Annotated in this window: 18 protein-coding genes; 6 read left to right on the plus strand and 12 right to left on the minus strand. The window is 37.2% G+C overall.

Annotated features, from left to right (window positions below; all coding sequences use genetic code 11):
- Window positions 1–167 precede the first annotated feature (167 nt).
- Entirely contained in the window at window positions 168–542 is a 375-nt protein-coding gene (locus DVJ99_RS07335; protein WP_114603734.1) for a DUF3899 domain-containing protein, read from the plus strand.
- A 57-nt stretch (window positions 543–599) separates the two neighbouring features.
- Here the strand turns inward: DVJ99_RS07335 and DVJ99_RS07340 are convergent, their stop codons facing one another.
- The 3 genes from DVJ99_RS07340 to DVJ99_RS07350 form a co-directional block, all read right to left on the minus strand.
- Window positions 600–1,832, minus strand: coding sequence for an MFS transporter (locus tag DVJ99_RS07340; protein ID WP_114603735.1), 1,233 nt, complete (start codon window positions 1,830–1,832; stop codon window positions 600–602).
- A 298-nt stretch (window positions 1,833–2,130) separates the two neighbouring features.
- Window positions 2,131–3,375, minus strand: a complete 1,245-nt coding sequence (gene fabF / locus DVJ99_RS07345) for a beta-ketoacyl-ACP synthase II (protein WP_105993685.1) — start codon at window positions 3,373–3,375, stop codon at window positions 2,131–2,133.
- An 11-nt stretch (window positions 3,376–3,386) separates the two neighbouring features.
- Window positions 3,387–4,328, minus strand: coding sequence for a beta-ketoacyl-ACP synthase III (locus DVJ99_RS07350; protein ID WP_114603736.1), 942 nt, complete (start codon window positions 4,326–4,328; stop codon window positions 3,387–3,389).
- 258 nt (window positions 4,329–4,586) lie between these two features.
- On the opposite strand from DVJ99_RS07350, the gene DVJ99_RS07355 reads away from it, so the two are divergent.
- Window positions 4,587–4,790: a YjzD family protein gene (locus tag DVJ99_RS07355; protein WP_105993684.1), complete on the plus strand. Its 204-nt coding sequence runs from the start codon at window positions 4,587–4,589 to the stop codon at window positions 4,788–4,790.
- A 99-nt stretch (window positions 4,791–4,889) separates the two neighbouring features.
- Here DVJ99_RS07355 and clpB read toward each other — a convergent pair whose 3' ends face one another.
- From clpB to DVJ99_RS07370, 3 genes are all read right to left on the minus strand, one after another.
- On the minus strand, window positions 4,890–7,496 hold the full coding sequence (gene clpB / locus DVJ99_RS07360) for an ATP-dependent chaperone ClpB (RefSeq protein WP_114603737.1): 2,607 nt from the start codon (window positions 7,494–7,496) through the stop codon (window positions 4,890–4,892).
- A 238-nt stretch (window positions 7,497–7,734) separates the two neighbouring features.
- Window positions 7,735–9,588 carry an acyltransferase family protein gene (locus DVJ99_RS07365; protein WP_114603738.1) on the minus strand — a complete coding sequence of 618 codons (1,854 nt, stop codon included), beginning with the start codon at window positions 9,586–9,588 and terminating at the stop codon, window positions 7,735–7,737.
- A gap of 310 nt (window positions 9,589–9,898) precedes the next feature.
- On the minus strand, window positions 9,899–10,207 hold the full coding sequence (locus DVJ99_RS07370; protein WP_105993681.1) for a metal-sulfur cluster assembly factor: 309 nt from the start codon (window positions 10,205–10,207) through the stop codon (window positions 9,899–9,901).
- 242 nt (window positions 10,208–10,449) lie between these two features.
- Here DVJ99_RS07370 and DVJ99_RS07375 point away from each other — a divergent pair, with 242 nt between their 5' ends.
- From DVJ99_RS07375 to DVJ99_RS13110, 4 genes are all read left to right on the plus strand, one after another.
- On the plus strand, window positions 10,450–11,295 hold the full coding sequence (locus DVJ99_RS07375; protein WP_114603739.1) for a Cof-type HAD-IIB family hydrolase: 846 nt from the start codon (window positions 10,450–10,452) through the stop codon (window positions 11,293–11,295).
- 114 nt (window positions 11,296–11,409) lie between these two features.
- The gene (locus tag DVJ99_RS07380) at window positions 11,410–12,732 is read left to right on the plus strand and encodes a CoA-disulfide reductase (protein WP_114603740.1); all 1,323 of its coding nucleotides are present in this window, start codon (window positions 11,410–11,412) and stop codon (window positions 12,730–12,732) included.
- A 151-nt stretch (window positions 12,733–12,883) separates the two neighbouring features.
- Window positions 12,884–13,279: a YisL family protein gene (locus tag DVJ99_RS07385; RefSeq protein ID WP_114603741.1), complete on the plus strand. Its 396-nt coding sequence runs from the start codon at window positions 12,884–12,886 to the stop codon at window positions 13,277–13,279.
- A gap of 39 nt (window positions 13,280–13,318) precedes the next feature.
- Window positions 13,319–13,468 carry a hypothetical protein gene (locus DVJ99_RS13110; protein ID WP_162912153.1) on the plus strand — a complete coding sequence of 50 codons (150 nt, stop codon included), beginning with the start codon at window positions 13,319–13,321 and terminating at the stop codon, window positions 13,466–13,468.
- Here DVJ99_RS13110 and DVJ99_RS07390 read toward each other — a convergent pair.
- The 6 genes from DVJ99_RS07390 to DVJ99_RS07415 form a co-directional block, all read right to left on the minus strand.
- Window positions 13,436–14,347, minus strand: coding sequence for a fumarylacetoacetate hydrolase family protein (locus tag DVJ99_RS07390; RefSeq protein WP_114603742.1), 912 nt, complete (start codon window positions 14,345–14,347; stop codon window positions 13,436–13,438). The genes DVJ99_RS13110 and DVJ99_RS07390 overlap by 33 nt on opposite strands.
- Window positions 14,348–14,522: 175 nt before the next feature.
- The gene (gene addA, locus DVJ99_RS07395; RefSeq protein ID WP_114603743.1) at window positions 14,523–18,182 is read right to left on the minus strand and encodes a helicase-exonuclease AddAB subunit AddA; all 3,660 of its coding nucleotides are present in this window, start codon (window positions 18,180–18,182) and stop codon (window positions 14,523–14,525) included.
- On the minus strand, window positions 18,179–21,649 hold the full coding sequence (gene addB, locus DVJ99_RS07400) for a helicase-exonuclease AddAB subunit AddB (RefSeq protein ID WP_114603744.1): 3,471 nt from the start codon (window positions 21,647–21,649) through the stop codon (window positions 18,179–18,181). The genes addA and addB overlap by 4 nt, the downstream gene beginning before the upstream one ends.
- A 127-nt stretch (window positions 21,650–21,776) precedes the next feature.
- Window positions 21,777–22,343, minus strand: coding sequence for a signal peptidase I (lepB, locus tag DVJ99_RS07405; RefSeq protein WP_114603745.1), 567 nt, complete (start codon window positions 22,341–22,343; stop codon window positions 21,777–21,779).
- A gap of 16 nt (window positions 22,344–22,359) precedes the next feature.
- Window positions 22,360–22,884, minus strand: a complete 525-nt coding sequence (gene lepB / locus DVJ99_RS07410) for a signal peptidase I (protein ID WP_114603746.1) — start codon at window positions 22,882–22,884, stop codon at window positions 22,360–22,362.
- Window positions 22,885–23,004: 120 nt separating this feature from the next.
- Window positions 23,005–24,336 carry a glucose-6-phosphate isomerase gene (locus DVJ99_RS07415; protein ID WP_114603747.1) on the minus strand — a complete coding sequence of 444 codons (1,332 nt, stop codon included), beginning with the start codon at window positions 24,334–24,336 and terminating at the stop codon, window positions 23,005–23,007.
- Window positions 24,337–24,489 lie beyond the last annotated feature (153 nt).

Here is a 24,489-nt window from a genome sequence, read left to right on the forward strand (position 1 = left end):
ATGTTATAACAAAATGTTCCGCTATACATGTATAATAAAAGTTGAAGTATCAAGGTTTTGAAAAGATTTCATAATCCTGTATTTCTATGAAAAAAACTTTATAGTTATGTTTAAATTATAGCAGTAAATTACTTTATAATTTTAATGTATTAAAGGAGCATAGTGTAATGCGTAAACATTTTCAGTGGCTTTTTTGGGTACTCTTTTCTCCCCTTTTAAGCTTGGTCATTTGGCTTTTCAGAGAACATACTTGGAGCGGCTTTGTGGATGTCTTTTTTGTAGTCAGCATGCTGCTGTTTATTACAGGCTTTATCTTTGTACTGGTTCAAGACGGTATCTTTGATGCGACAAGCTATGGATTCAGACGCATCCGTTATCAAATGTCGAGTGCTAAACATCGTAAAGCACATGTCGATGACGAATTCATCAACCCTAAAAAAGTTAAACGAGACGTATACATCGTAGAAAAGTGGACAATTTATATGACACTCGTCAATGTCATCTTTGTTATTTTATCTTTATTAGCTATCTTTACGTTTTAACTCATTTTTAAAGCGCCGGAGTTCAATACTCCAGCGCTTTATTTTGTTGCTCGTATTTTATTGTTTTGCTGCTTGCTTTTGAAACAACACGATATACATAAATATAAATCCAATCAGTACAACAACCCCGGTGAACACAGACATCATCCAAGGAGTTAAGAAAGCACCTAGAATCAAACCGAATCTCGCCAGTATGTTTGCACTCCTTATAGAGAGTCCGCTTACTGAAGCATAGACACCTCTTTGGTCTTCAGGTGTCATTTTAAAACGCTCTGCATTGTAAATCGGCGAATACACCAGCTCTCCTAAAGTTGCAATGAAAGCAAACACCAAAATCCAAAGTAAATCGTTCGATGAAGTCAGCCAAGCATAACCTGCGGTATACAAAATAATACCCGCAATAAAAATACCGCGTTTAGAATAACGTTCCACCCATGCATTCACTTTGAAAGTCAACAACACAACCGTAATCGTATTCACAATCATAATCATAGTGAAAATACGGACACTGCTGATTTCAATACCGAGTATTTCTACAGGAACAAATGTCTCTTTCAGACGGACAATTACATAAGAGTCTAATGAAGCTTCTGCCATGAAGACAAAAGCAAAACCTATCATCAGCATCATATATGATTTATCTTTAAATACATTCAAATAACCTTTCGCAAATTTCTTTACGACTGAGTCTAATGAATCATGATGCGCTGCATATTTTTGCTGCACGTCATAAAAAAAGATAAACGCACCCCAGCTCAATAATGTTGAAACAAGCAACAACCCTAGCAGCAGATGACGATGTTCTTCATATAATAACGCCCCTAAAAGCATACCTAACGCCATGGCCACATTACTGATCCAGTAAAAGAGTCTAAAGATATAATCTCTCAAATCAATAGGGATTGCATCCATGATTGCCGCTTCAAATACAGGCGATTCTAGTGACATCAATAATTCATACACAAAAAATGCGATACAAAACAGCACTAGTCCTAACTGATGCTGATTTATCGTCAGCAGCATTACCAAAAGTGCAATGACTAAAACCAAATGAATCCAGCTGATTGTCTTTTTACGTTCAAAATGATCTGAAATATAACCGCCTAAAAATGCTAGAAAGAATCCGGCGATAATCGTCGTAATTAAAAAAGTTCCCGCAAACACCGCATTGACCATCGTAGTTAAATACAGTGCCATAAACGGTAATATTGCAGAAGAGGTCACTGTGAAAATAAAGTCGCAGAATATTCTTGCCTTCAATGTGGAAGAGAGTTGTTTAAATTGATGCATAGGCTTCTCCTTTTCTCTGACAGAATAATTTACATTATACACGATTATTTCTTAACTAAAATAACAAGTTATAACTTCGTAAAATTTTTCCACTATTATATAGAAGAAACTCGAAATATTCATCTCTTTTTTCTAAATAAACCATGTATTTTCATACTGAATTTTTTCAAAGCATACCACACCTTTATTTTCCCTGAGGGCTATTGTACATCTCAAAAGGACAAAATAATGCTGAAAAAAGCGTTTGAAACACTATTTTAGAGCTTCAAACGCTTTGAAAAATGATTAAATATATAAATTAGTCTTCGAATTTTTTCAATACTAATACCGCATTATGACCGCCAAAACCTAAGCTGTTGCTCATAGCATATGTGATTTCTAGATCTTGCGCTTCGTTTGGTACGAAGTCTAAATCACATTCAGGGTCTGGTGTTACGGCATGAATTGTCGGTGCGACTTTGCTATCGCGGATAGAAAGTGCTGAGAAGATCGCTTCTAAGCCGCCTGTTGCACCTAATAAGTGACCTGTCATTGATTTAGTTGAGCTGACTTTTAGAGTTTTCGCTGCATCGCCAAATGTATTTTTGATGGCTAAAACTTCGTTTAAGTCGCCTACAGGTGTACTTGTACCATGCGCGTTCAAGTATTGAACGTCTTTTGGTTCAATGCCTGCATCATCCATAGCTGCTTTCATTGCACGAGAGCCGCCTTCGCCTTCTGGCGCTGGTGCAGTGATATGATAAGCGTCGCCTGTAGAACCGTAACCTACGATTTCTGCATAGATATTGGCACCGCGTGCTTTTGCGGATTCTAATGATTCAATCACTAAAATACCTGCACCTTCACCCATTACAAAGCCGTCGCGGCCTTCTTGGAATGGTCGGCATGCTGTTTCTTTATCATCATTTGTAGATAAAGCACGGCTTGCGCTGAATCCAGCAATTGCCATGTGTGTAATCGGTGCTTCACTGCCGCCTGTAACCATCGCATCTGCGTCGCCGCGTTGGATGATTTTGAAAGCTTCTCCGATTGAGTTAGTACCTGTTGCACAAGCTGTAACTGTAGAACCGTTAGGTCCTTTAGCACCTAAATCAATAGATACTTGTCCAGTTGCCATGTCAGGAATCAACATTGGTACGAAGAAAGGACTGACACGACGTGGTCCGCGATTAAGCAATTGACTGTGGGCAACTTCGAATGTTTCCATACCGCCAATACCTGAACCGATCCAAACACCGATTCTATCCGCATTCGTGTCGTCAATATCTAATTTTGCGTCTTGAACAGCTTCACGTGCAGCAACGACTGCATATTGTGTGAAACGGTCCATACGACGTGCTTCTTTTCTATCAATATAATCTTCAATATTGAAGTCTTTTAATTCTCCGCCTAAATGTACATTGTAATCAGATGTGTCAATACGAGTAATCTCATCAATTCCATTAACACCTTTTAAAGCGTTTTCCCATGACGTATTTGCATCATTACCTAGTGGAGATAATGCGCCAACTCCTGTAATTACAACGCGTTGCTCTTTGCTCATACCTTATCCTCCTATTTTCCCCATCTTAATGTGATTGCGCCCCAAGTCAGGCCGCCGCCGAAACCGACTAATACTAAGACGTCGCCGTCTTTAATTCTGCCGTTTTCGAGTTCTTGTCCAATACTTAACGGAATAGAAGCCGCTGAAGTATTACCGAATCTATCTACTGAAACACTCATTTTCTCTTTTGGAATGCCTAAGCGTTCACGAGCTGATTCCATAATTCTGATGTTAGCTTGATGCGGAATGAACATATCAACGTCATCCGGAGTAATACCTGCTTTTTTCACGACATTCAAAGATGCTTCCGGCATAATACGAACCGCAAACTTAAAGACTTCTCGGCCGTTCATAAAGATCTTGCCGTTCTCTGGATTTAAATATAAATATTTTCCGCCTCTGCCGTCAGAACCCATTTCATAACTGATAATACCGTGTCCTTCAGATACTTCACCTACTACTGCAGCACCAGCGCCATCACCGAATAAAATGGCAGTCGAACGGTCTGTTAAATCCGTAATCTTAGAAAGTTTATCTACGCCGACTACTAATATATTGTGATAGTCTCCTGACTGTATGTACTGTTTTGCAGTGATTAATGAATACATAAATCCTGAACATGCTGCTAATTGGTCCATTGTTGAAACTTTACCTAATCCCAATCTTTCTTGCAGCATATTGCCGACAGTAGGAAATGGATAGTCTCCTGTTGAAGTTGCGACAATAACCATATCTATATCTTCAGGTTCAATACCTGCATCTTTGATTGCTTTTACACTAGCTTCATACGCAAGGTCAGATGTTTCTTGATCTTCGCTTGCCCATCTGCGTTCTTTTATACCAGTCATTTTAGAAATCCATTCATCTGATGTTTCTAAAAAAGACTCAAAATAGGCATTGTCTACTACTTTTTCTGGAACATAAGTCCCAAAACCTTTAATACCCACATTCATGGTTTTACACCTTCTTAAAAATAATTTTAATACCAGGTATTAATTTATCATATTCTACTTTTTGAATACAAGTGCTTTATCATCATTCATTATGGAATTACTTATCCTATTATAATATTTGATTGTCCGTATCACAATAAATGTGATATTTTTACAAGCAAACACTGCATTTATCGTAACCGATTTCCTGATTTCACTATACAAAGCAACCGCTCTAATTTATAATTAAAGTAAAGATATTTTATGGAGGCACAACAGATGAGATACATTATGGTACTATTCTGGTCTATTTTGCTGCTAGAAATGGTTAACTTCGTATTAAACAGTTTAGCCGGCGGCGGTCCGTTAAATATGATTCTTCCATTAGTATTAGCGGTAATTTTTACAATTGTTGTCGTTATCTTAGATGCTCTTATGAAACCGATTAAACAATCTGCAGCATCGGAAGATAATCATCATTAATTTTATGAGCGATCAATCCAGCATATATTGCTGGATTTTTCTTTTGCCAAAAAACAAACAGCCCTATCGTCTGATAAGGCTGTTCTTTCATATAGCATATTAAATTTGTGCTTCTTTAACATTGAATTGCAAACCGTCATCATCTAAATCTACAGTAATTGTAGTACCTTCAGGTAATGATTCTTTAATCATCATGCGTGCAAGCGGTGTTTCGATTTGACGTTGTACGAAACGTTTTAATGGTCGTGCACCGAATTGCGGTTCATAAGCTTCTTCGCCCAACCATTTTTTCGCTGCTTCTGATACTTCGATTGAAATACGTTGATCTAATAATCGAATATTCAATTCTGTTAAGATTTTATCTACAATCATGCTCATATCATTAATAGATAATGGACGGAATAATACAATATCATCCATACGGTTCAGAATTTCTGGTTTGAAGTATTGATTTAAGCTGTTCATCACTGCTTTTTCTGTTGATTCAGTAATAACACCTGTTTCTTTCACTTGTTCTAACAAGATTTGAGAACCGATGTTGCTTGTCATGATAATAATTGTGTTTTTGAAATCTACATTGCGGCCTTTAGAGTCTGTTAAATGACCTTCATCCAACAATTGAAGCAATACGTTAAAGACATCTGAATGTGCTTTTTCAACTTCATCTAAAAGAATTACTGAATAAGGATTGCGGCGTACCGCTTCTGTCAATTGTCCGCCTTCATCATGACCGACATAGCCTGGAGGCGCTCCAATTAAACGAGAGACAGAATGTTTTTCCATATATTCACTCATGTCGATACGAATCATGTGTTTCTCTGAATCAAATAATGAAGAAGCTAATGCTTTAGCTAATTCTGTTTTACCTACACCCGTAGGTCCTAAGAATAAGAAGCTTCCGATTGGACGATTAGGGTCTTTAATACCTGCACGTGCACGAATAACTGCATCAGATACTAAGTCCACTGCTTTATCTTGACCTACGACTCTTTCATGCAAGATATCGCCCAAGTGTAATAATTTTTCACGTTCGCTTTCTACAAGTTTAGTCACTGGGATACCTGTCCATTGACTGACAATATCTCCGATTTCTTCATCTGTAACAATTTCACGGATAATACGGTCACTGTCTTCTGATTGTTCATCTTGGAAAGCATCTTCTAATTCGCGTAATTCTTTTTGTAATTTAGGAATTTTACCGTGTTGCAATTCAGCTGCTTTTTCTAAGTTGTAATTGTTTTCAGCATCTTCTAATGCTTTACGGCTTTCATCTAATTCTGCACGTTTTTCTTGGAGTTTAGAGATTTTTTCTTTCTCTTGTTCTACACGTGATTGGATTGCTGCTTGTTTTTCTTTTTCGTTAGATAATTCTTCTTGCAGCTCTTTTAAGCGTTGCTGGCTGACACTGTCTGATTCATGTTGCAACGCATTTTCTTCGATTTCCAACTGCATAACACGACGGTTCACTTGGTCAAGTTCTGTCGGATTAGATCCCATTTCTGTACGAATCGTTGCACATGCTTGGTCCACCAAGTCAATCGCTTTATCCGGTAAGAAACGATCTGTAATATAGCGGTCTGAAAGTTCTGCCGCAGCAACTAGCGCACGGTCTTGAATACGTACACCATGATACACTTCATAGCGTTCTTTTAATCCGCGCAGAATTGAAATGGTATCTTCAACATCTGGTTCAGATACACCTACTTTTTGGAAACGGCGTTCTAATGCGGAATCTTTTTCGATATATTCACGATATTCATTTAAAGTTGTCGCACCGATACAATGCAATTCACCACGTGCAAGCATAGGTTTCAACATGTTGCCTGCGTCCATCGCACCGTCTGTTTTACCGGCACCGACTAACATATGAATTTCATCGATAAAGAGAATAATACGGCCATCCGCATCTTTGATTTCTTTAAGTACCGCTTTCAAACGCTCTTCGAATTCACCGCGATATTTCGCACCTGCCACAAGTGCACTTAAGTCTAATTCAAAGATTGTTTTATCAAGCAGTGATTCCGGTACGTCTTTTTTAACGATACGTTGTGCCAACCCTTCTACAATAGCAGTTTTACCTACACCAGGTTCACCGATAAGTACCGGGTTGTTTTTAGTTTTACGGCTTAAAATACGAATCGTATTACGAATTTCTTCGTCACGTCCGATGACAGGATCCATGTTTCCTTTTCGGACTTCTTCTACTAAATCACGACCGTATTTTTCAAGCGCTTCATAGTTTGCTTCTGGGTTTTGAGATGTCACGTGATTTCCCCCTCTGATTTTCTTAATGATTTCTTTGATTACTTCATCTTTGTTTCCGACATGTTGTTTAGTTGTATCGTCGACTGCGATAGCAGCTAATAAGACATGTTCCATTGATACGAAGTCATCATCATATTCTTGCATAATCGCTTCTGCTTTATTAAACAGTTCGTTGGTTTTGCTGCCGATATATTGGCCATATTGAATATTATCGCCTTTCACTGTTGCATGGCGTTTTAGTTTATCTTCATACGCTTTTGATAAAGCATCTGTATCAATATTTGCACGTTCTAATACGCTATTGAATAAACTTTCTGGTTCTTTTAATGCGGCAGTCAGTACCGCTTCAATTTCCACATTTTGCTGTTCATGTGCTTGTGCAATCTGAATTGCCTGTTGCAATGCTTCTTGCACAGCATAGGTCATCTTATTTGCATCCATTGACTTCACCTCTGTTACTCAGTATGCTAAGCAAGCTTTCTTTTGACTTTGACTTACTTTGACCTTATACCTAGTATAGAGCATTCGTGCTTTTGATTTCAACTTATAACGCTTTAGAACCACTACTTTTTTTACCCTTTTTCTCTGAGTCATAACATCTTTGACTTTCGCATACTCATTCCTATAAATATAAAGAAACTGAAGTCAGGCGTTGATCCCGACTTCAGTAGTTTAAACATTATTTATCTTTTTTATCCAGACCCATTGTTTTGATAATTTCATCTGATAAAGCTTTGACACCCGGATATTCTAAGTGGATACCATCTGGTGCAAAGTATTCAGAATGGCCTGCAGAGCGTTTATACCAATCGACTAACTTAACATTTTTATGTTCTTTTGCGGCTTCTTTCATCAATTGGTTGACATGTCCTTCATATGAACGCGGTACACGTGTATTGACTAAATAAACATTAGCTTTGCCGAATGAAGCAATGACATCATCTAATTGTTCTTTATTAAAGTCGCCGTTTGTACCTAATTCAATAATGACATTGTCGCCTTTTTGATTATAGTGACTGTACTTTTCATTGATAAGCGGTTTGGCTTGGAACATATTACGTCCGACTTTACCGTCAATCACGGAATTCGGAACTTGTTCTTTAAATCTTTCGCCGATATCAACCATTACAGAATCACCGATTAATAATGGTTTGACATCTGTATAGACATCAAGTTGTTCTTCTTGCTGCTTGCCGCCGCCATTGCCGAGGAAGTCCATTTTGCCATAAGGCACTGGGCGCACGACAAACTTATCGATTTCATTCGTATTGAATTGTGTCGCTTTATCCTCTGTTTTATCTTTGCCGTAGTGATCAAATACTCCAGCCAATATAACAGCAAACGGAATAGTAATTACCAGCAAGCAAATCCAGCGAACCAAGACACGTTTTGATTTTGCTTTCAATGACAGCATTTTGAAGCCTTGTTTTCTAAATGGTGTTTCAACATAACGATAAGAGAACTCTGCCATACCTAATGTAAGCAGAACGTCTGCAATATATACCCATGTTGGAATTTGACCTGCCACAAAATGGCGATGTATCAAGACAGTGACTGGGAAATGCCAAAGATATAAACTGTATGAACGCTGTCCGATATAAACAAATATCGGGTTGCCCATAAATCGTGCTAATAAACCGCTTGGATGTACAACACTTGCGATAAGGAACAATGTAATTCCTGAGATTAAATAGAATCCGCCGTTGTAAATCCAATAGCTTTGGTCTTCAACTACGACAAACAGACCAAGAAGAATAATTAAAGCTAACGTTCCCATAATATCTACTGCCGAACGTACCGCAAGCGGCGGATCTTTTTTCAATCTGTTCGGCGGCCAGAAGAATGCTAAAATGACACCCAAAAGCAATGTCTGCAAACGTGTATCCGTACCGAAATAAACACGTGAGAAGTTCATGCCGGGTTGTGCAATCACAACCATTGCTAATAATGATGCTAATGATACAATCCAAAAGATTAATACCACTTGTTTATGTTTTTTAATTTTTGCCAACAGTAATATAAGTACTAACGGGAAGAACAAATAGAATTGTTCTTCAATCGCTAATGACCATAAATGTTTTAAAGGTTCAAATGAAAACTGATCAAAGTAATTCACATCTTTTGCGATATACCACCAGTTAGATACATAGAAAATGGCCGCAATCGCATCGTGTTTCACTTTCACAATTTCTTCTCGTTGGAACAGCAGCGTTAATATTGTTGTGACACTCACCACAAACAACATAGCTGGAATCAAACGTTTTACACGTCTATACCAGAAACGCTTTAAACTGATTGTACCTGTTTGCTTATACTCAATTAATAAGAGACTTGTGATCAAATATCCTGAAATAACAAAGAACGTATCTACACCAAGAAATCCGCCAGATAACCATTGTTTGTTCAAATGGTAAATGATTATCCCGATGACTGCTATAGCTCGTAATCCATCAAGGCCAGGCATATAGTTCATTTTTTTCGGTTTCGCAGGTGACGTGCTGTTCTTAGATGAACTTCGTTTCAAATTACTCATGCACTTACCTTTCTTTCTATTATTAGATTTTCCATTACTCAGTACAGTTCACTACTCGTACCGCTTTTTTACTTCTTATTTACCAATTGTAATAATAATGTAATAATCTTGCAATATCAAGATATTTTATGCTCATGTAATTAATTCTTTTATTTAGAAAGAGCCACACAACCAAATGTAACAATTTTGTGAACTTTTTCCTGATAACACTATAAATAAAAAGAAACGACCTATCGTTTTCAGCTGTATTTTTCGCTTTAAACAAATAAGTCGTTTCTGTATATTTATCTCACTTACGCAATAGCAATCCTTAGCTCACGCCTAATGCAATTTTAGCGTAACGTGACATCATGTCTTTGTTCCATGGCGGATTCCATACGATATTAACTTCTGTATCTTGAATCTCAGGAATTTCCGCAAGCACCATTTTGATTTGTTCAATGATTTGCGGTCCTAAAGGACATCCCATTGACGTTAATGTCATTTCAACTTTACATAAACCGTCATCTTCAAGATTAACTTTATAGATTAACCCTAAGTTAACGATATCAATGCCTAGTTCAGGGTCGATTACGTTTTCTAATGCACCTAAAATATTATCTTTTAATGCTTCCTCCATTATATTCACCTCTCTAAGCAATAATCATTAATAACAATATATCAAATATCCGACAAAACTCCAATAAAATGCTATTATAGGAATACACTCAATTAATGAGTCTTACCATTAGCAGCAACAATGTTTTGTTTAACTGAGCTTGGAAGAATAAGGCAATTCAGCCTTCGCTCCGCTCTATGTTTATTAACGTTTTACAACGTTGCTTGATTATAATTTCAACTTAGCATTAAGGAGAATATATTATGGAACCTTATTTAATTTGTTTGGATTTAGACGGAACATTATTGAATGACGAGAAAAACATTTCACCTTATACATTTAAAGTTTTACAAACACTCAAAGCACAAGGTCATCATATTATGATTGCGACAGGCAGACCTTTCAGAGCCAGCCGTCCTTATTATGACCAATTAGGACTGACAACACCGATTGTCAATTTCAACGGTGCATTTGTGCATAATCCGACGGATTCAGATTTCCCAATCACGCATGAAACTTTGGATCCTGATTTAGCTTCAAGCATTATCGAATCGTTACGTACGATGCAAGTTAAAAATATTATCGCTGAAGTAAAAGATCATGTGTATATCGATACTTATGATGAACACCTTTTTGAAGGATTTTCTATGGGCAACCCGAAAATCGAAACAGGCGACATTGTCAGCCAGCTGAATGAAGCACCGACTTCAATCTTGATTGAAGCTGATGAACATATGATTCCAAGAGTAAAACAAATGTTATCACGCTTCTATGCTGAAAGTATCGAACACCGCCGCTGGGGCGCACCTTTCCCTGTTATCGAAATTGTAAAACGGGGTATAAGCAAAGCAAGAGGTATTGATAGTGTGACAGAAGTACTCGGTGTCGACCGTAACCACATTATCGCTTTCGGTGATGAAGATAACGATACTGAAATGATTAAGTATGCCAAACACGGTATTGCGATGGAAAACGGCTTGAACGAGCTGAAATATATCGCAAACGAAGTCACATACTCTAATAACAATGATGGTATCGGACGTTATTTAAATGACTTTTTCAGTCTCAATATTCCTTATCAATCCAATGCCAATGTGCATTCTTATTAATTTATAGATTTTAACTTATTCAAGGTTTGCAAGTGTAACATTCGTATTTTCATCCCACACTTCGCATCAAACCTTGTTTTTTTATACAATCATATCTTTTATGGAGGTTATGCAATGACACACATTATTATTGTAGGCGGTGTAGCTGGCGGAGCTACAGCGGCCAGCCAATTACGCAGATTAAATTCCGACTTTAAAATTACCGTGTACGAAAAAGATAGAGACGTCACTTTCGCAAACTGCGGTCTGCCCTATTATTTAGGCGGTATCGTTCACTCGCGAGATGAGCTTTTAAATTATACACCAGAAGACTTCAAAGCAAACAAAGATATTGACGCTCACGTTTATCACGAAGTCATCGGTGTCAATCCGCAAAATAAAACCGTTACAGTAAAAAACAGAACGTCAGGCGAAACATTTGAAGATAGTTATGACAAATTAATTTTAAGTCCCGGGTGCCGCGCAAACCGCTTACCGCTTGATACTGATATGGCCTTCACATTGCGTAACTTAGAAGACACAGATGCGATTGATCAATTTATCAAGCATCACGATGTGAAGAAAGTCTTAATTGTAGGTGCCGGCTATATTTCATTGGAAGTACTTGAAAACTTGCATATCAATGGTTTAGAAACGGTATTGATTCACCGCTCAGAAAAAGTAAATAAATTGATGGATCAAGATATGAATCATGTCATCTTTGATGCGATGGATGAACGTAATATTGATTATCGTCTTAATGAAGAAATTGATAAGGTAGAGGGAAAAACCGTTCACTTCAAATCAGGCAATGCAGAAGATTTCGATATGATTATTGAAGGCTTAGGTATTCTGCCGAACACTGAGTTCTTTGAAGACACTGATATAACACGTAACGAGGATGGCTATATTCCGGTCAATGAGTATTTTCAAACAAATTATGAAGATATTTATGCTATCGGAGATATTGCATCTTATTACTATCGCCATGTTGATTTGCCGACACGTGTCGCATTAGCTTGGGGAGCCCATCGCGGCGCAAGTATCGTTTCTCAGCATATTGCACACCAAACAGCACCGCCTTTCAAAGGCTTCTTAGGTTCAAACGCTGTAAAATTCTTTGATTACACACTGACAAGTGTCGGTGTCACACCTGATGACTTAGAACACTTTGATTATGAAATGGTAGAAAACGAACAGCTCAGTCATGCAAGCTATTTCCCAGGTGCTGAACGTATCCACTTGCGTGTTTACTTTGAAAAAGGATCACGCCGTATTTTAAGAGCAGCTGCTGTCGGCAAAGCTGGTGCAGATAAACGTATTGATGTATTATCCATGGCAATGCAAAATCAACTTACAATTGATGAGCTGACTGAATTCGAACCTGCCTATGCACCGCCGTACAGTTCGCCAAAAGACATTATTAATATCATAGGTTATAAAGCACAATCAAAATAATCTTTAAAAATTTGTATTAAAAAATAACGTGAAACCGTTCATTTTTCACATTCTATACAAAATCCAACATTAAGAACATTATAATAATTATAATCAAGCACTGTATGTATGTTATGATGAATACGGAATATCGAAGAAATGGGGAAAATACATGTTACATTTACACATTTTCAGTTGGGTCATCGGTATTATTTTATTTATCGCAGCATATTTAAGTTTTACATCTTCAGGTGCCCCTAAAAAAGCTTACAAACCATTACACATGGCATTACGCTTATTCCTATTACTGATCTTATTCAGCGGTGTTTGGCAAATTGTTGTAGAATTTGCGACAGCGACAGGAAGCGCACACATGCTATTAACATTGAAAATGGTATGCGGTGTTGCAGTTGTGGCATTAATGGAAACTACATTAATCCGCAAACAACGCGGTCAATCACATAACGGACTTTTCTGGGGTGTTATTGTCTTAATTATTATTACTATGGCATTAGGTATTATCTTGCCTGAAGGTCCGATTTCAAGTATGTTTGGTATTGGCCAATAAGCAAATGGAACTCATCACAATTATGTGGTGAGTTTTTTTATGTCGACACAAAAAAATAAAGCAGCAAGCCGAATGCAGTTATCCACTGCAATCAACTTGCTGCTTTTAATCATCTGCTGTCTCCAACAGCTTGATGAAAGTAAGATGATTTATATTTTATTCTTCTTCTTTTGCGATAAAGTTTGTTAATGTACCGATATTATCGATTGTCACTTTCACTTCATCACCTGGTTGTAAATATTGCGGAGGATTCATACCTGCACCTACACCAGATGGTGTACCTGTTGCGATAATATCACCAGGGTGCAATGCGACGAATTTTGAAATCTCAGCAATTAATTCATCAATTTTCAAAATCATTTGACTTGTATTGCCGTCTTGACGGATATCATTGTTGACTTTAGTTACAATGTTTACGTCTTCAGGTGTCGGCAATTCATCTTTTGTGACGATATAAGGACCCATTGGGCAGCCGCCTGTTAAACTTTTAGATAAGAATGCTTGGTCTTGCTGGCGTTGTGCTGTACGGTCTGTAATATCGTTAATGATTGTATAGCCGTATACATAGTCTAATGCCAGACCTTTAGGAATTTTCTCTCCAGATTTACCGATTACAACCCCTAATTCACCTTCGTAATCAAGTGTATCTGTAATATCTTTATGGTTTGGAATTGTTGATTCATCACCAGTTAAAGATGATGCTGCTTTAGTGAAGACATAAAGTCTTTCAACACTATGATTCAACTCATCTGCATGTTCTTTATAGTTACGGCCAAAAGCAATGACATTATTCGGCGGAGTAACCGGCGGTAAAAATTCTACATCCGCAAATTGTACTTTATAGCCTTCAGAGTTCGGACTATCTGTTGCTGCAACAACTGCTTTACGCACTTGTTCTTGGAAATCTAATGTATGGTTTTGTTCTAAACCTTCTAATAATGTCTTAGGATGGAAGTCGCCTTCGCCAAAATCAGCGAATACTTTTCTTAAATCCCAAGCTGCTTCTTCACGTTTTACTTTTACACCATAAGATGTTTCATCATTATGTTTGAATGACAAGAATTTCATTCAATATCAGCTCCTCATCTCAATCTTAACTTACATTATAACTTTATTTTCAGAAAAATAACAAATATTTCATTAATTCTCTCAATAAAAAGTAGAGATAATCAAACTTTATGGTACTTTGGCTAATAGCGTATACCAATTTCCCTTTAATTATCTCTACCCTATCTATAATTCCTTAATGGTTTGAGTCATCGAGTGATAACGTACCAAATTTGAAGAAGTATAAATAACCTTTCACTTTTGTATTCAAAATTGTTTCTAAAGCTGCGCGATAATAGTGCATTTGTACTTTATATCGGTCTTTTAATTGCTGACCCATTTCCTCATCAGACACACCTAATCTTTGGTGGAAAGCATCTGTTTTATAATCTACAAAGTAGTATTGATCTCCTTCGCGATAAATCAAGTCAATCATCCCTTGAATAATGGATACCCCTTCATTCGGATCCATATTTTGGTCGACTTCGCTTTGATTGACCACAAACGGCACTTCGCGCATTACTTGATTGCTTTGTGCAATTTTCAGATACAAATCACTATTAATAAAGCCCATGACCTCACTTATTCGAATATCTGCTTTAGCATCATCTTCTATAATATTCTGCTGAACTAGCCCGTCTATATATGCATCTAGTTCCGCTTCTGTTAACCGCTCTGTTTTAAACGGCAGATGCTGCATCACAGTATGCATCAACGTACCGATTTCATTAGCTTTTCGTTTTTGATGCTGACGCAAGAATTGCGGACGTTCATAAGTAGATGCCCCTAATCTGTATTGGCGCACACGCTCGTAGCTTGTTCCGCTTTCTTCTGTTTCAAGCTGGCGTTTCAACTCTGATACAGATTGTTTTGTCGGTTTCACCATATCTTTTTGATACGGATACTCGAATGCAAGTTGTGTTTCAATCTGCTGCTGAAGTGTCGGCTGTTCAGTTTGATAGTTTTGGATATCCGCTACTGTACGGTAATCTTCTTCTGTATTATCCGCTATATCTGCTTTGATATCTTCATAATAATCAATGTGTGTTTCGACAGAAGGTCGAATCGATGCCTCTACCGTTTCAATATTATTTTCAAACTTCAAATCGTTCGTAATACTTGAAGATTGGTATTTAGCCAAAATAGGATAAATCAAATTGAATGGACTAGGCGCACTCAAACGATAACTCATTTGCAGCATATTGTTTGAAATCGGTGCTTTTTCTAATTTCTCTAATGCCTTTTCATCTTTCACACGTCCTATTAAGAAGAGCTGTTCTTTTGCACGTGTCAAAGCAACATACATCAAACGCATTTCCTCGGAAATTAATTCATTTTCGTTAATTGCCTTTAATGCTGTCGATGCTAAAGATGGATAAACAATATCTTTTTCTGTGTCAAAATAATTCAAGCCAGCGCCGTATTTTTGATTAAGTATGACAGGCTTGCTTAAATCTTGCTTATTAAACTTAGTTGTTAATCCAGAATAGATGACAAATGGAAACTCTAAACCTTTACTAGCATGAATGGTCATCATTCTGACCACATCATCATTCGGTCCGACAATATTTTCTTCACCGAAGTCTTGTTTTCTTTCGATTAATTCATCGATAAAACGTATGAATTGGAATAATCCTCTAAAGCTGGATTTTTCAAACTCAACTGCTTTATTGAACAAGCCGTATAAATTAGCACGACGCCCTTTTCCACCGATTAATCCGCTGAAATATTGAATCACAAAACGATCATTATAGAAGCGATCGATTAATTGGTATACAGGATGTTTTAAACTGAAATCTTGATAGAATGCTAAATCCTTCAAAAAGTCTTGCAGTTTTTCAACCAGTTTTGCATCTGCTGCTTCATGTTGAATATAGTGCTGAATGGATTGATAGAAATAGTCGTCATTAGGACTCAATATACGAATATGTGCTAATTCATCTTCTGTAAACTGATAAATCACTGAACGCATCAATCCGACTAAATAAATATCTTGCAGCGGATTGTCTACTGTTCTTAAGAATGAGAGTACCAATCTGACTTCAGTTTGTTCAAAATAACCTTCCTTGCTATTTACATGGAAAGGAATATCTCTATCTTTAAAAGCTTGTTGTAGTTCTCTGGCATGACTATAAGCTCGTTCTAAAATCACAATATCTTTATACGTCGGCTTGCGATAAGTCTTCGTCTTCGTATCATATACTTCATGATGATTTAATATCGTTTCAACTTGATTCGCAATATATTCTGCTTCTTGTTGAGTGCCGGTTAATTCAGAGGCTTCATCTTCTACCAAGACATTTAAATGCAGCGGATGCGGTTGTTCATCAAACGGCGCACCAAAATAAAGCTGTGCCGCTTCGTCATATACAATTTCACCTACTGATTCATCCATCATATGTTTAAATATATAGTTCGTAGTTGAAAGCACTTCAGGTCTTGAACGGAAGTTTTGTGATAAATCAATACGCATACCTGTACTTCCGTCTGCTAAGAAACGATTATATTTTTCAATGAACAAGCTTGGATCTGCTTGTCTGAATTTGTAAATCGATTGTTTTACGTCCCCTACCATAAAGAGATTGCCGTTCGTTTCATCGCCGCGTTTGATACAACTTAAGATTTGTTCTTGAACACGGTTGGTATCTTGATATTCATCGACTAAAATCTCATCAAAACGGTCTCTGTAATGTTGTGCAAGTTCAGTCGGATGACCTGTTTCGTCCATTAAAATCTTCAATGCAAAATGTTCATAGTCTGAGAAATCCAAGATATTACGACTGCGTTTCTTCTCACCGAACTTATTGATTACATCTTGTGTAATATTTGCCAGCACTTTTACTCTAGGTGCTAAGCGCTGCATATCTGCTTTTAAGTCTTCAGCTGAGCGAGAGAAATATTCTTGCTGCACTTTTTGCACTGCAGCTTTATAGTCATCATAATATCCTTTCGCGCTTTCAAGGTCTGCCTCATATCCTTCGTTGGCCTCTTTGATTTTTTTAACGGCACTTGGGAATCTTTTTTCAAATTGATGATTTCTGATGACTTCGGTATTAAGCAATCCGCCTTCCATTGCACGCTGCATAAAAGCACGTTCTCCTTCTACCACTGCGAGTTGCTTATCTACAAGCGCAAGTTCACTATAAAGGTCGTAACTTTTATTAATATTTTCCAATGCCGTCTGCATAAATACACCTGCAAGCTCTGTCAACAACTGCAGATATTCGTCTTGTACCGCTTCATCTTCATAAGGTTGTGCTAATGCAGCCAGCCACTGCATCGGATTCGGGTTAGCGACTGAGAAGTAATACATACTTTTGATAATATTTCTGAATGCATCATCGCTTCTATCTGATGAAAGATGTTCAGTCAAATCAATGAAAGCAGGATCAAGTGATGCATAATAATCTTCAAGCACTTCATCAATTGTTTGTTCCAACAATAAGATATTCTCTGCTTCGCTGCTGGTTCTGAAATTCGGATCGATTTCTAAGACATCATAATGCTGCTGGATTAATTTCAAACAAAAGCTGTGTAACGTTGAAATTTGCGCTTGATGAATTTTAACACGTTGATTTTTAAGATGCGCATTGCTTGGATCTTCTAATGAAGCTTCTGTAATACGCTTTTCTACCCTATGCTTCATTTCGCGCGCACTAGCATTTGTAAACGTCACAACAAGCAGGCGGTCCACATCTATTTTATCTCTCAAAATACGCTGAATGATGCGCTCAACGAGTACTGCAGTCTTACCAGAACCTGCCGCTGCCGCAACCAGTGTATCTTGTCCTGAAGCATAAATACTTTTCCATTGTCCATCTGTCCACATTACACCCTCTGGTTTTTTCGGTATCATGCTTCATCCTCCTCTTCATCTGATTCTAGTCGTAATAATTCAATTGGATTAATCTTTTCATCTACTGTGCGATAACGCTTGCTGTCAATCATGCCGTCGACATGACATACAGATTTGTAGCTGCAGAAATCACAAGGCAGCTTTTTATCATATTTCATCGGTGCGACTTCAGTATGTCCATCCATGATATCTGAGGCAATTTGTGTGAAGTTCTTTTTATTATGTTCGATAAACTTATAGATTGTTTTCGTATCTGCAACCGGATTATTTTTGCCTAAGCCGCCGCCTTTAAGCATATTAATCGGTACAATATCAGATTTGAAAGAAGGTTCTAATCGTGTATCTTCCGCATTCAATACATCCGGGTCGCTATTAATCAGCCCGCTTAATTGATAAGATTTCAATAATTCTTTTTCCCTTTCGTCTTCATCAATGCTTGCCCAGTTCGCAAATCTAACACGCGGTTCATGTACATGGAAATAAAGTAAACCGCCAGGTTCAGTTTGGTCTGATAACGCTAAGCGTTGTTTATTTTGCAAGACGACATCCATATAAGTCATCATCTGCATCTGCAATCCGTAATACACTTTTTTCAAATCCAATGTTCCGCTGTAAGCCGAAGATTTATAGTCGATAATATTCACAAAGCTTCTGTCTTGATGTGTATACGTATCGATTCTATCGATTTGTCCGCGCACATTAATCGGAATACCTTGTGTCGTATAAAGTGCTTGTGCCTCAAGTTGATCTGGTGTTTTAGGTTTTCTTCTGAATGATTTTTCAAATGCTTGCGGCTTGAATTTAGAGAAACTTCCTTGATATTTCAATGCTGTAAGCGTCGATTGAACAATGGCACCGATACGATATGACATAAAACGATAATACGCAGAAGAATTCAATAAGTTATATTGTACTGTCGGCAAGATACTTTCTAAGGCTTCTTGTGTCAGTGCTTTGATTGCTTTATCAGTCAGATTTTTAAAGTCGCCGTCAATTTTCTCTGCAATGTATTTTAAGACAGAGTGGAAGATATCTCCTAAATCGAAGTTCTCTAATTTATATTTCGTACGCTCATTCAGTCTAAGTCCATGTGAAGTATAATGTTTGAACGGACAATTCTGATAACCTTCAAAGCGTGATACACTGGCATTGATGGTATCGCCGTATAATGCTTTGGATTGATCCTGACTCAGTTGTACTGTTTTATTATCATAAGTCAGTGCTGAAGTCAGATAGTAAAGCCCTTTTGATAAACGGTCATTGTTTGCCATGGCTTGATAAGTATCTAACCAAGCATCTGCAGTCAGCTCATGATGCAGCCAGCTTTGCAGTTCTTCGAATAAATTGATTTTCGTTTGGTGCGGATGCTCCATTAAAGTTAATGGATTTTGCTGTGCACTGTAATGGATATTTTCAACTTCTAAATTGGTATAGAGCTCTTGAATTGACTGGATAAACGGGCTGACTTCTTTATCATCGTTGTTCATGCCCATTAAGCTGTATGAGAAAGTGACATGTTGTTTAGCACGTGTCATCGCAATATAACAAACAAACGCTTCATCCATTTGCAGCACATCTGCAGTCGGACTTAATTCTACTTGTGTTTCTTCTTGGAAATATTTCTTTTCTTCATCGCTGATAAGTCCTGAACTTGAAATAGCTTGCGGCATCACACCGTCATTCATGCCAAGCATATAGACGTGCTCTTTGTTATCGACTTTAGCTAAATCCATTGTACCGATTGCGACTTGGTCTAATGTTTGCGGAATCATCACAAACTCTAATTGTTCTAATCCAACATCAAAGAGTTCTAAGAAACGTTTTTGTGTCATCTCAGCGTCGCCGAACACTGTAGCCAAATCATCAAGTGTTTGAATGAAACCGTTCCATACTTGATCAAGTTCTTCAGCTTGCTGATGCTTGCCGGCTAAATCCAATTCATCGCGTTCAGTCATCAATTGACTCGGCAGTTCAAAGGATTCGAAGACTTCATAAAATGCTGCCGCAAATTCGACTGCTGTTTCAGCTTCGCTTAATGCTTGTTCAAATTTGAGGATATGTTTCATGACAAAGTCTTTCAATTCAATCACACGCTGATACACCGCTTCTGTTTCTTCTGTCATCGGTTGACGTTTTAAGCCCATTTGATTAAATTGCTCAATTTTAAAGTAACCGTCATCTATCCAGCGTTGACCATATATTCCTCTTTCAAGCACATAATTTTCCAAGATATCTGTTAAGTAACGGCTGTCTTTAAATTTTTGTGTTAATACTTGTGTCTTGAACAAGCGCATCAGCGGTTCAAAACTCCATTTTGTTTCAATGACTTCAATTAAAGAACGAATCATTTCCATCACAGGATGATGTGTCATTGATTGCTTCGTATCGATATTAAACGGAATTTCATATTCAGGCAGCACACTCTCCATCAAATGTGCATAAGCTTCATCACGATATAAAATTGCGACATCTTGATAACGAATATTTTCTTCTCGTGCTTTGCGGATAATATCACGTGCGACCGCATTAACTTCTTCACGTACATTCGAAGCTTCAAGAATATTTACATGGCCCTTATTCGGTACTTTATCGATAAAGAGTTCATTAAAACTGCTTTCTAAGTGGCTTAAGTCTGCATTATCAAAACGGTATTTTGTAGTGAATTGTCGTAAATTAACTGTTGTGTCTAATTTCTGTGCGATTTCTTCTAAATGCGTTAAGACAGATGATGATTTTCTGAACAAACTAAATGGATCTTTATCTCCGTTCGTCGTTAATAATACGCTGACAGATTTTGCATGTTTGGCTAACGCTTCTATCATGAGATATTCTAACGTTGAAAAGTTATGGAAACCGTCTATATAAATCTCTGCACGTTTCAACCATTCAGATTTGCCCATTTGTTCTACAAATTTATATAACGTATCTTCAGATGATACAAAATTATCTGCTAAACGTGCTTCTAAATAACGGTATACTAATGCAATATCATGCAGCTTATCTTGCGTGCGCGGCTGTAATTGATTTTCAGAAACAAAATCCTCTAACTGTTCAGGACTTACAGCATATTTCTTAAAATCTTGAATTTGTTCAGTCAGCTTTGAACTGAATCCATAATATTTCACTTGAGATTGATAGAGATTCAATTCTTTGCGATGGTTTTGCAAAATATCGAATACCATCATTTCCATGGCACCTTTTGAAACATAATCTTCAGTTAAACCGCCGATTTCTTGGAAAATTCTATGACTTAAACGTTCAAAGTGAAGGACTTCTGTTCTAAGGCTGCCGTTTAATTCTGGGTCTTTTACAAAATCTTGTTCGATTTGGAATGTACTTTGTGTAGGGGCAATAATGATAATCGGATCGCCTAATGGATCTTGTTTCATCTTTTGTTTGATTTCACTTAACATCGCATGCGACTTTCCTGTACCGGCCCTACCAATATATGCGTTTAATACAGTCACTTTTCTCACCTCTTCGAAAAATATTGTAGCTCATATCCCATTATATATCCATAGCCTATCGTCAATGAAATTTAAAAAAAGAGCTGCTACATTTCGCAGCAACTCCTTTAAAAATCTATCTTGTATTTTAGTTTTGTTCTGGGTTGAAATTCACTTTGAATGCGGTGAATGGCCAGTAACGCAAGCTGACTTTACCGACAACTTGTTCGTTATCGATTAAACCGAATGAACGGCTGTCTTTACTTACTTCACGGTTATCTCCGAGTACTAACAGTTTGCCTTTTGGTATTTTATTCGAACCATTCGAATTCGGCAGGTTTTTCACTTGGAAACTACCTGTGATTTCATTATAGCTTTTATGTTTTTGATTATAATCTAAGTAAGGTTCTTTTACTTTTTTGCCATTTACATAAAGTACGTCATGTTTATATTCTACACTGTCGCCTGGTGTTCCGATGACACGTTTAACATAGTCTGCATTTTTATCTGCGTGGAATACAATCACATTGCCTTTTTCAAGTCCGCCCATTTTAAAGCCGATGACATTAACAATGACTTTTTCTCCATCTTTTAGTGTAGGATGCATAGAATCTCCGCGGACAGTATAAGATTTTGCGACAAAACTATTAATGATAAAGATTAATACCAAAGCTATCGCTATGGCGGTAATCCACTCAATGACTTCCTTTTTCACTGTATCAACACCTCTATTATTCGTTAAATGAAATTTTGAATTGCTGGAAAGGATAATATCTCAAGACAACTTTACCTATGATATCTTTTTGGTGTATCGTCCCAAACTGTCTGGAATCTTGTTGCTGTGCACGATTATCGTTCAGCATAAGATAGTGTTTAGGTGCTAAGATATCTCCTTCAGAATGTTTTAAATCGCGTAATGCTAAATTTTGAATCGGATTTTTAATATCATAACGTTCTTTTACAAGTTGATCATCACGAAAAAGCTGACCATCTTTATATTCAACCGACTCTCCTGGTGTACCTATGACACGGCCAAAATATGTATGCCCATTATGGCGATACATGATGACATCGCTATTATGTATTTGGTTGAAAGCCGCTTGTACTTTGCTTACTAATATACGGTCATCTTTGTTAAGTTCGGGTGCCATACTATCAGTCTTTACAACTGCACCGATTATGATAAACGCTTGAATCAACATTACAATAATAATCGCAATTATCACGGAAAGCAAATATTTTACAATTTTCCTCACTATTATCTCCTAACCTATTCATTGGATTACTACTATTATAGAGGGAATTTAATTTTTTTCAAAATCTAAAAAAGCTCCCACTCTACTTAAAAGTAAAATGGGAGTTGATAGTATGAAGTATTATAGACGTTCTTCTAATTCTTGTTTTTTATCTTCATAACCTGGTTTGCCAAGTAATGCGAACATATTTTGTTTATATGCTTCTACACCTGGTTGGTTGAATGGGTTCACACCTAATTGGTAACCGCTCATTGCACAAGCTAATTCGAAGAAGTAAACGACATAGCCGAATGTTTCCGCATCGATACGAGGGATTTTAACTACTAAGTTCGGCACTTCGCCGTCAGTATGTGCAAGTAAAGTACCTTGGAATGCTTTTGTATTTACTTCATCAATTGTTTTGCCGGCAAGATAGTTCAATCCATCTAAATCATCTGCGTCTTTTTCGATAGTAATATCGTGTTTAGGATTGTCGACTTTCACAACTGTTTCAAATAAGAAACGACGGCCTTCTTGAACATATTGTCCTAATGAGTGCAAGTCAGTTGTGTAGTTAGCACTTGAAGGATAAATTCCTTTGAAGTCTTTACCTTCAGATTCGCCGTATAATTGTTTCCACCATTCATTGAAGTATTGCAATGATGGTTCATAGTTGATCAGCATTTCAGTTGTATAACCTTTTGCATATAAGATATTACGCAATGTCGCATATTGGTATGCGATATTGTCTTCTAATTGATCAGAAGAAAGTTCTTCGCGTGCTTTCGCAGCACCGTCCATCATAGCTTTAATATCAATACCTGCAGCCGCAATCGGTAATAAACCTACAGCTGTTAATACTGAATAACGTCCGCCGACATCATCAGGTACTACAAATGTTTCATAGCCTTCATTTGTCGCAAGTTGTTTCAAAGCACCTTTTGCTTTATCAGTTGTCGCAAAGATACGTTGTTTTGCTTCTTCTTTACCGTATTTATCTTCTAATAATTGTTTGAAGAGACGGAAAGCAACAGCTGGTTCAGTAGTTGTACCAGATTTAGAAATAACATTGACTGAATAATCTTTACCGTCCAAGTATTCGATTAAGTCATGTAAATAAGATGATGATAAGTGGTTGCCCGCAAAGACAATTTCAGGATATTCATCACTTGTTCTGAATGATGATGTCAACATTTCAATTGCGGCACGTGCACCTAAATAAGAACCGCCGATACCTACTACAACTAAAACATCTGAATGTTCTTTAATACGTTTAGCTGCTTCTAAGATACGTGAGAATTCTTCTTTATCATAATCGACCGGAAGGTCTAACCATCCTAAAAAGTCATTGCCTGCACCAGTACCTTCATGAATTACACGGTGGATTGTTTTAACGATTTCTTGTTGTTGCGTTAACTCATGTTCGTCAACGAATTTTAAAGCTTTGCTATAGTCTAGCTCAATATGTGTCATTTGAACTGCCTCCTGCTTTTTGATTTCACTCATATTTTACTAAATTTCTGACAACACATTCAATAAAACTGTCTATGATTTTTCAACCTCAACTGGATTTGTGAAAAAATCGCCATTTTTTACAAAATCCTCGTACTTTTCTTGATTTAAAGC

The organism is Staphylococcus sp. EZ-P03, assembly GCF_003344575.1.
GTDB lineage: Bacteria > Bacillota > Bacilli > Staphylococcales > Staphylococcaceae > Staphylococcus > Staphylococcus simulans_B.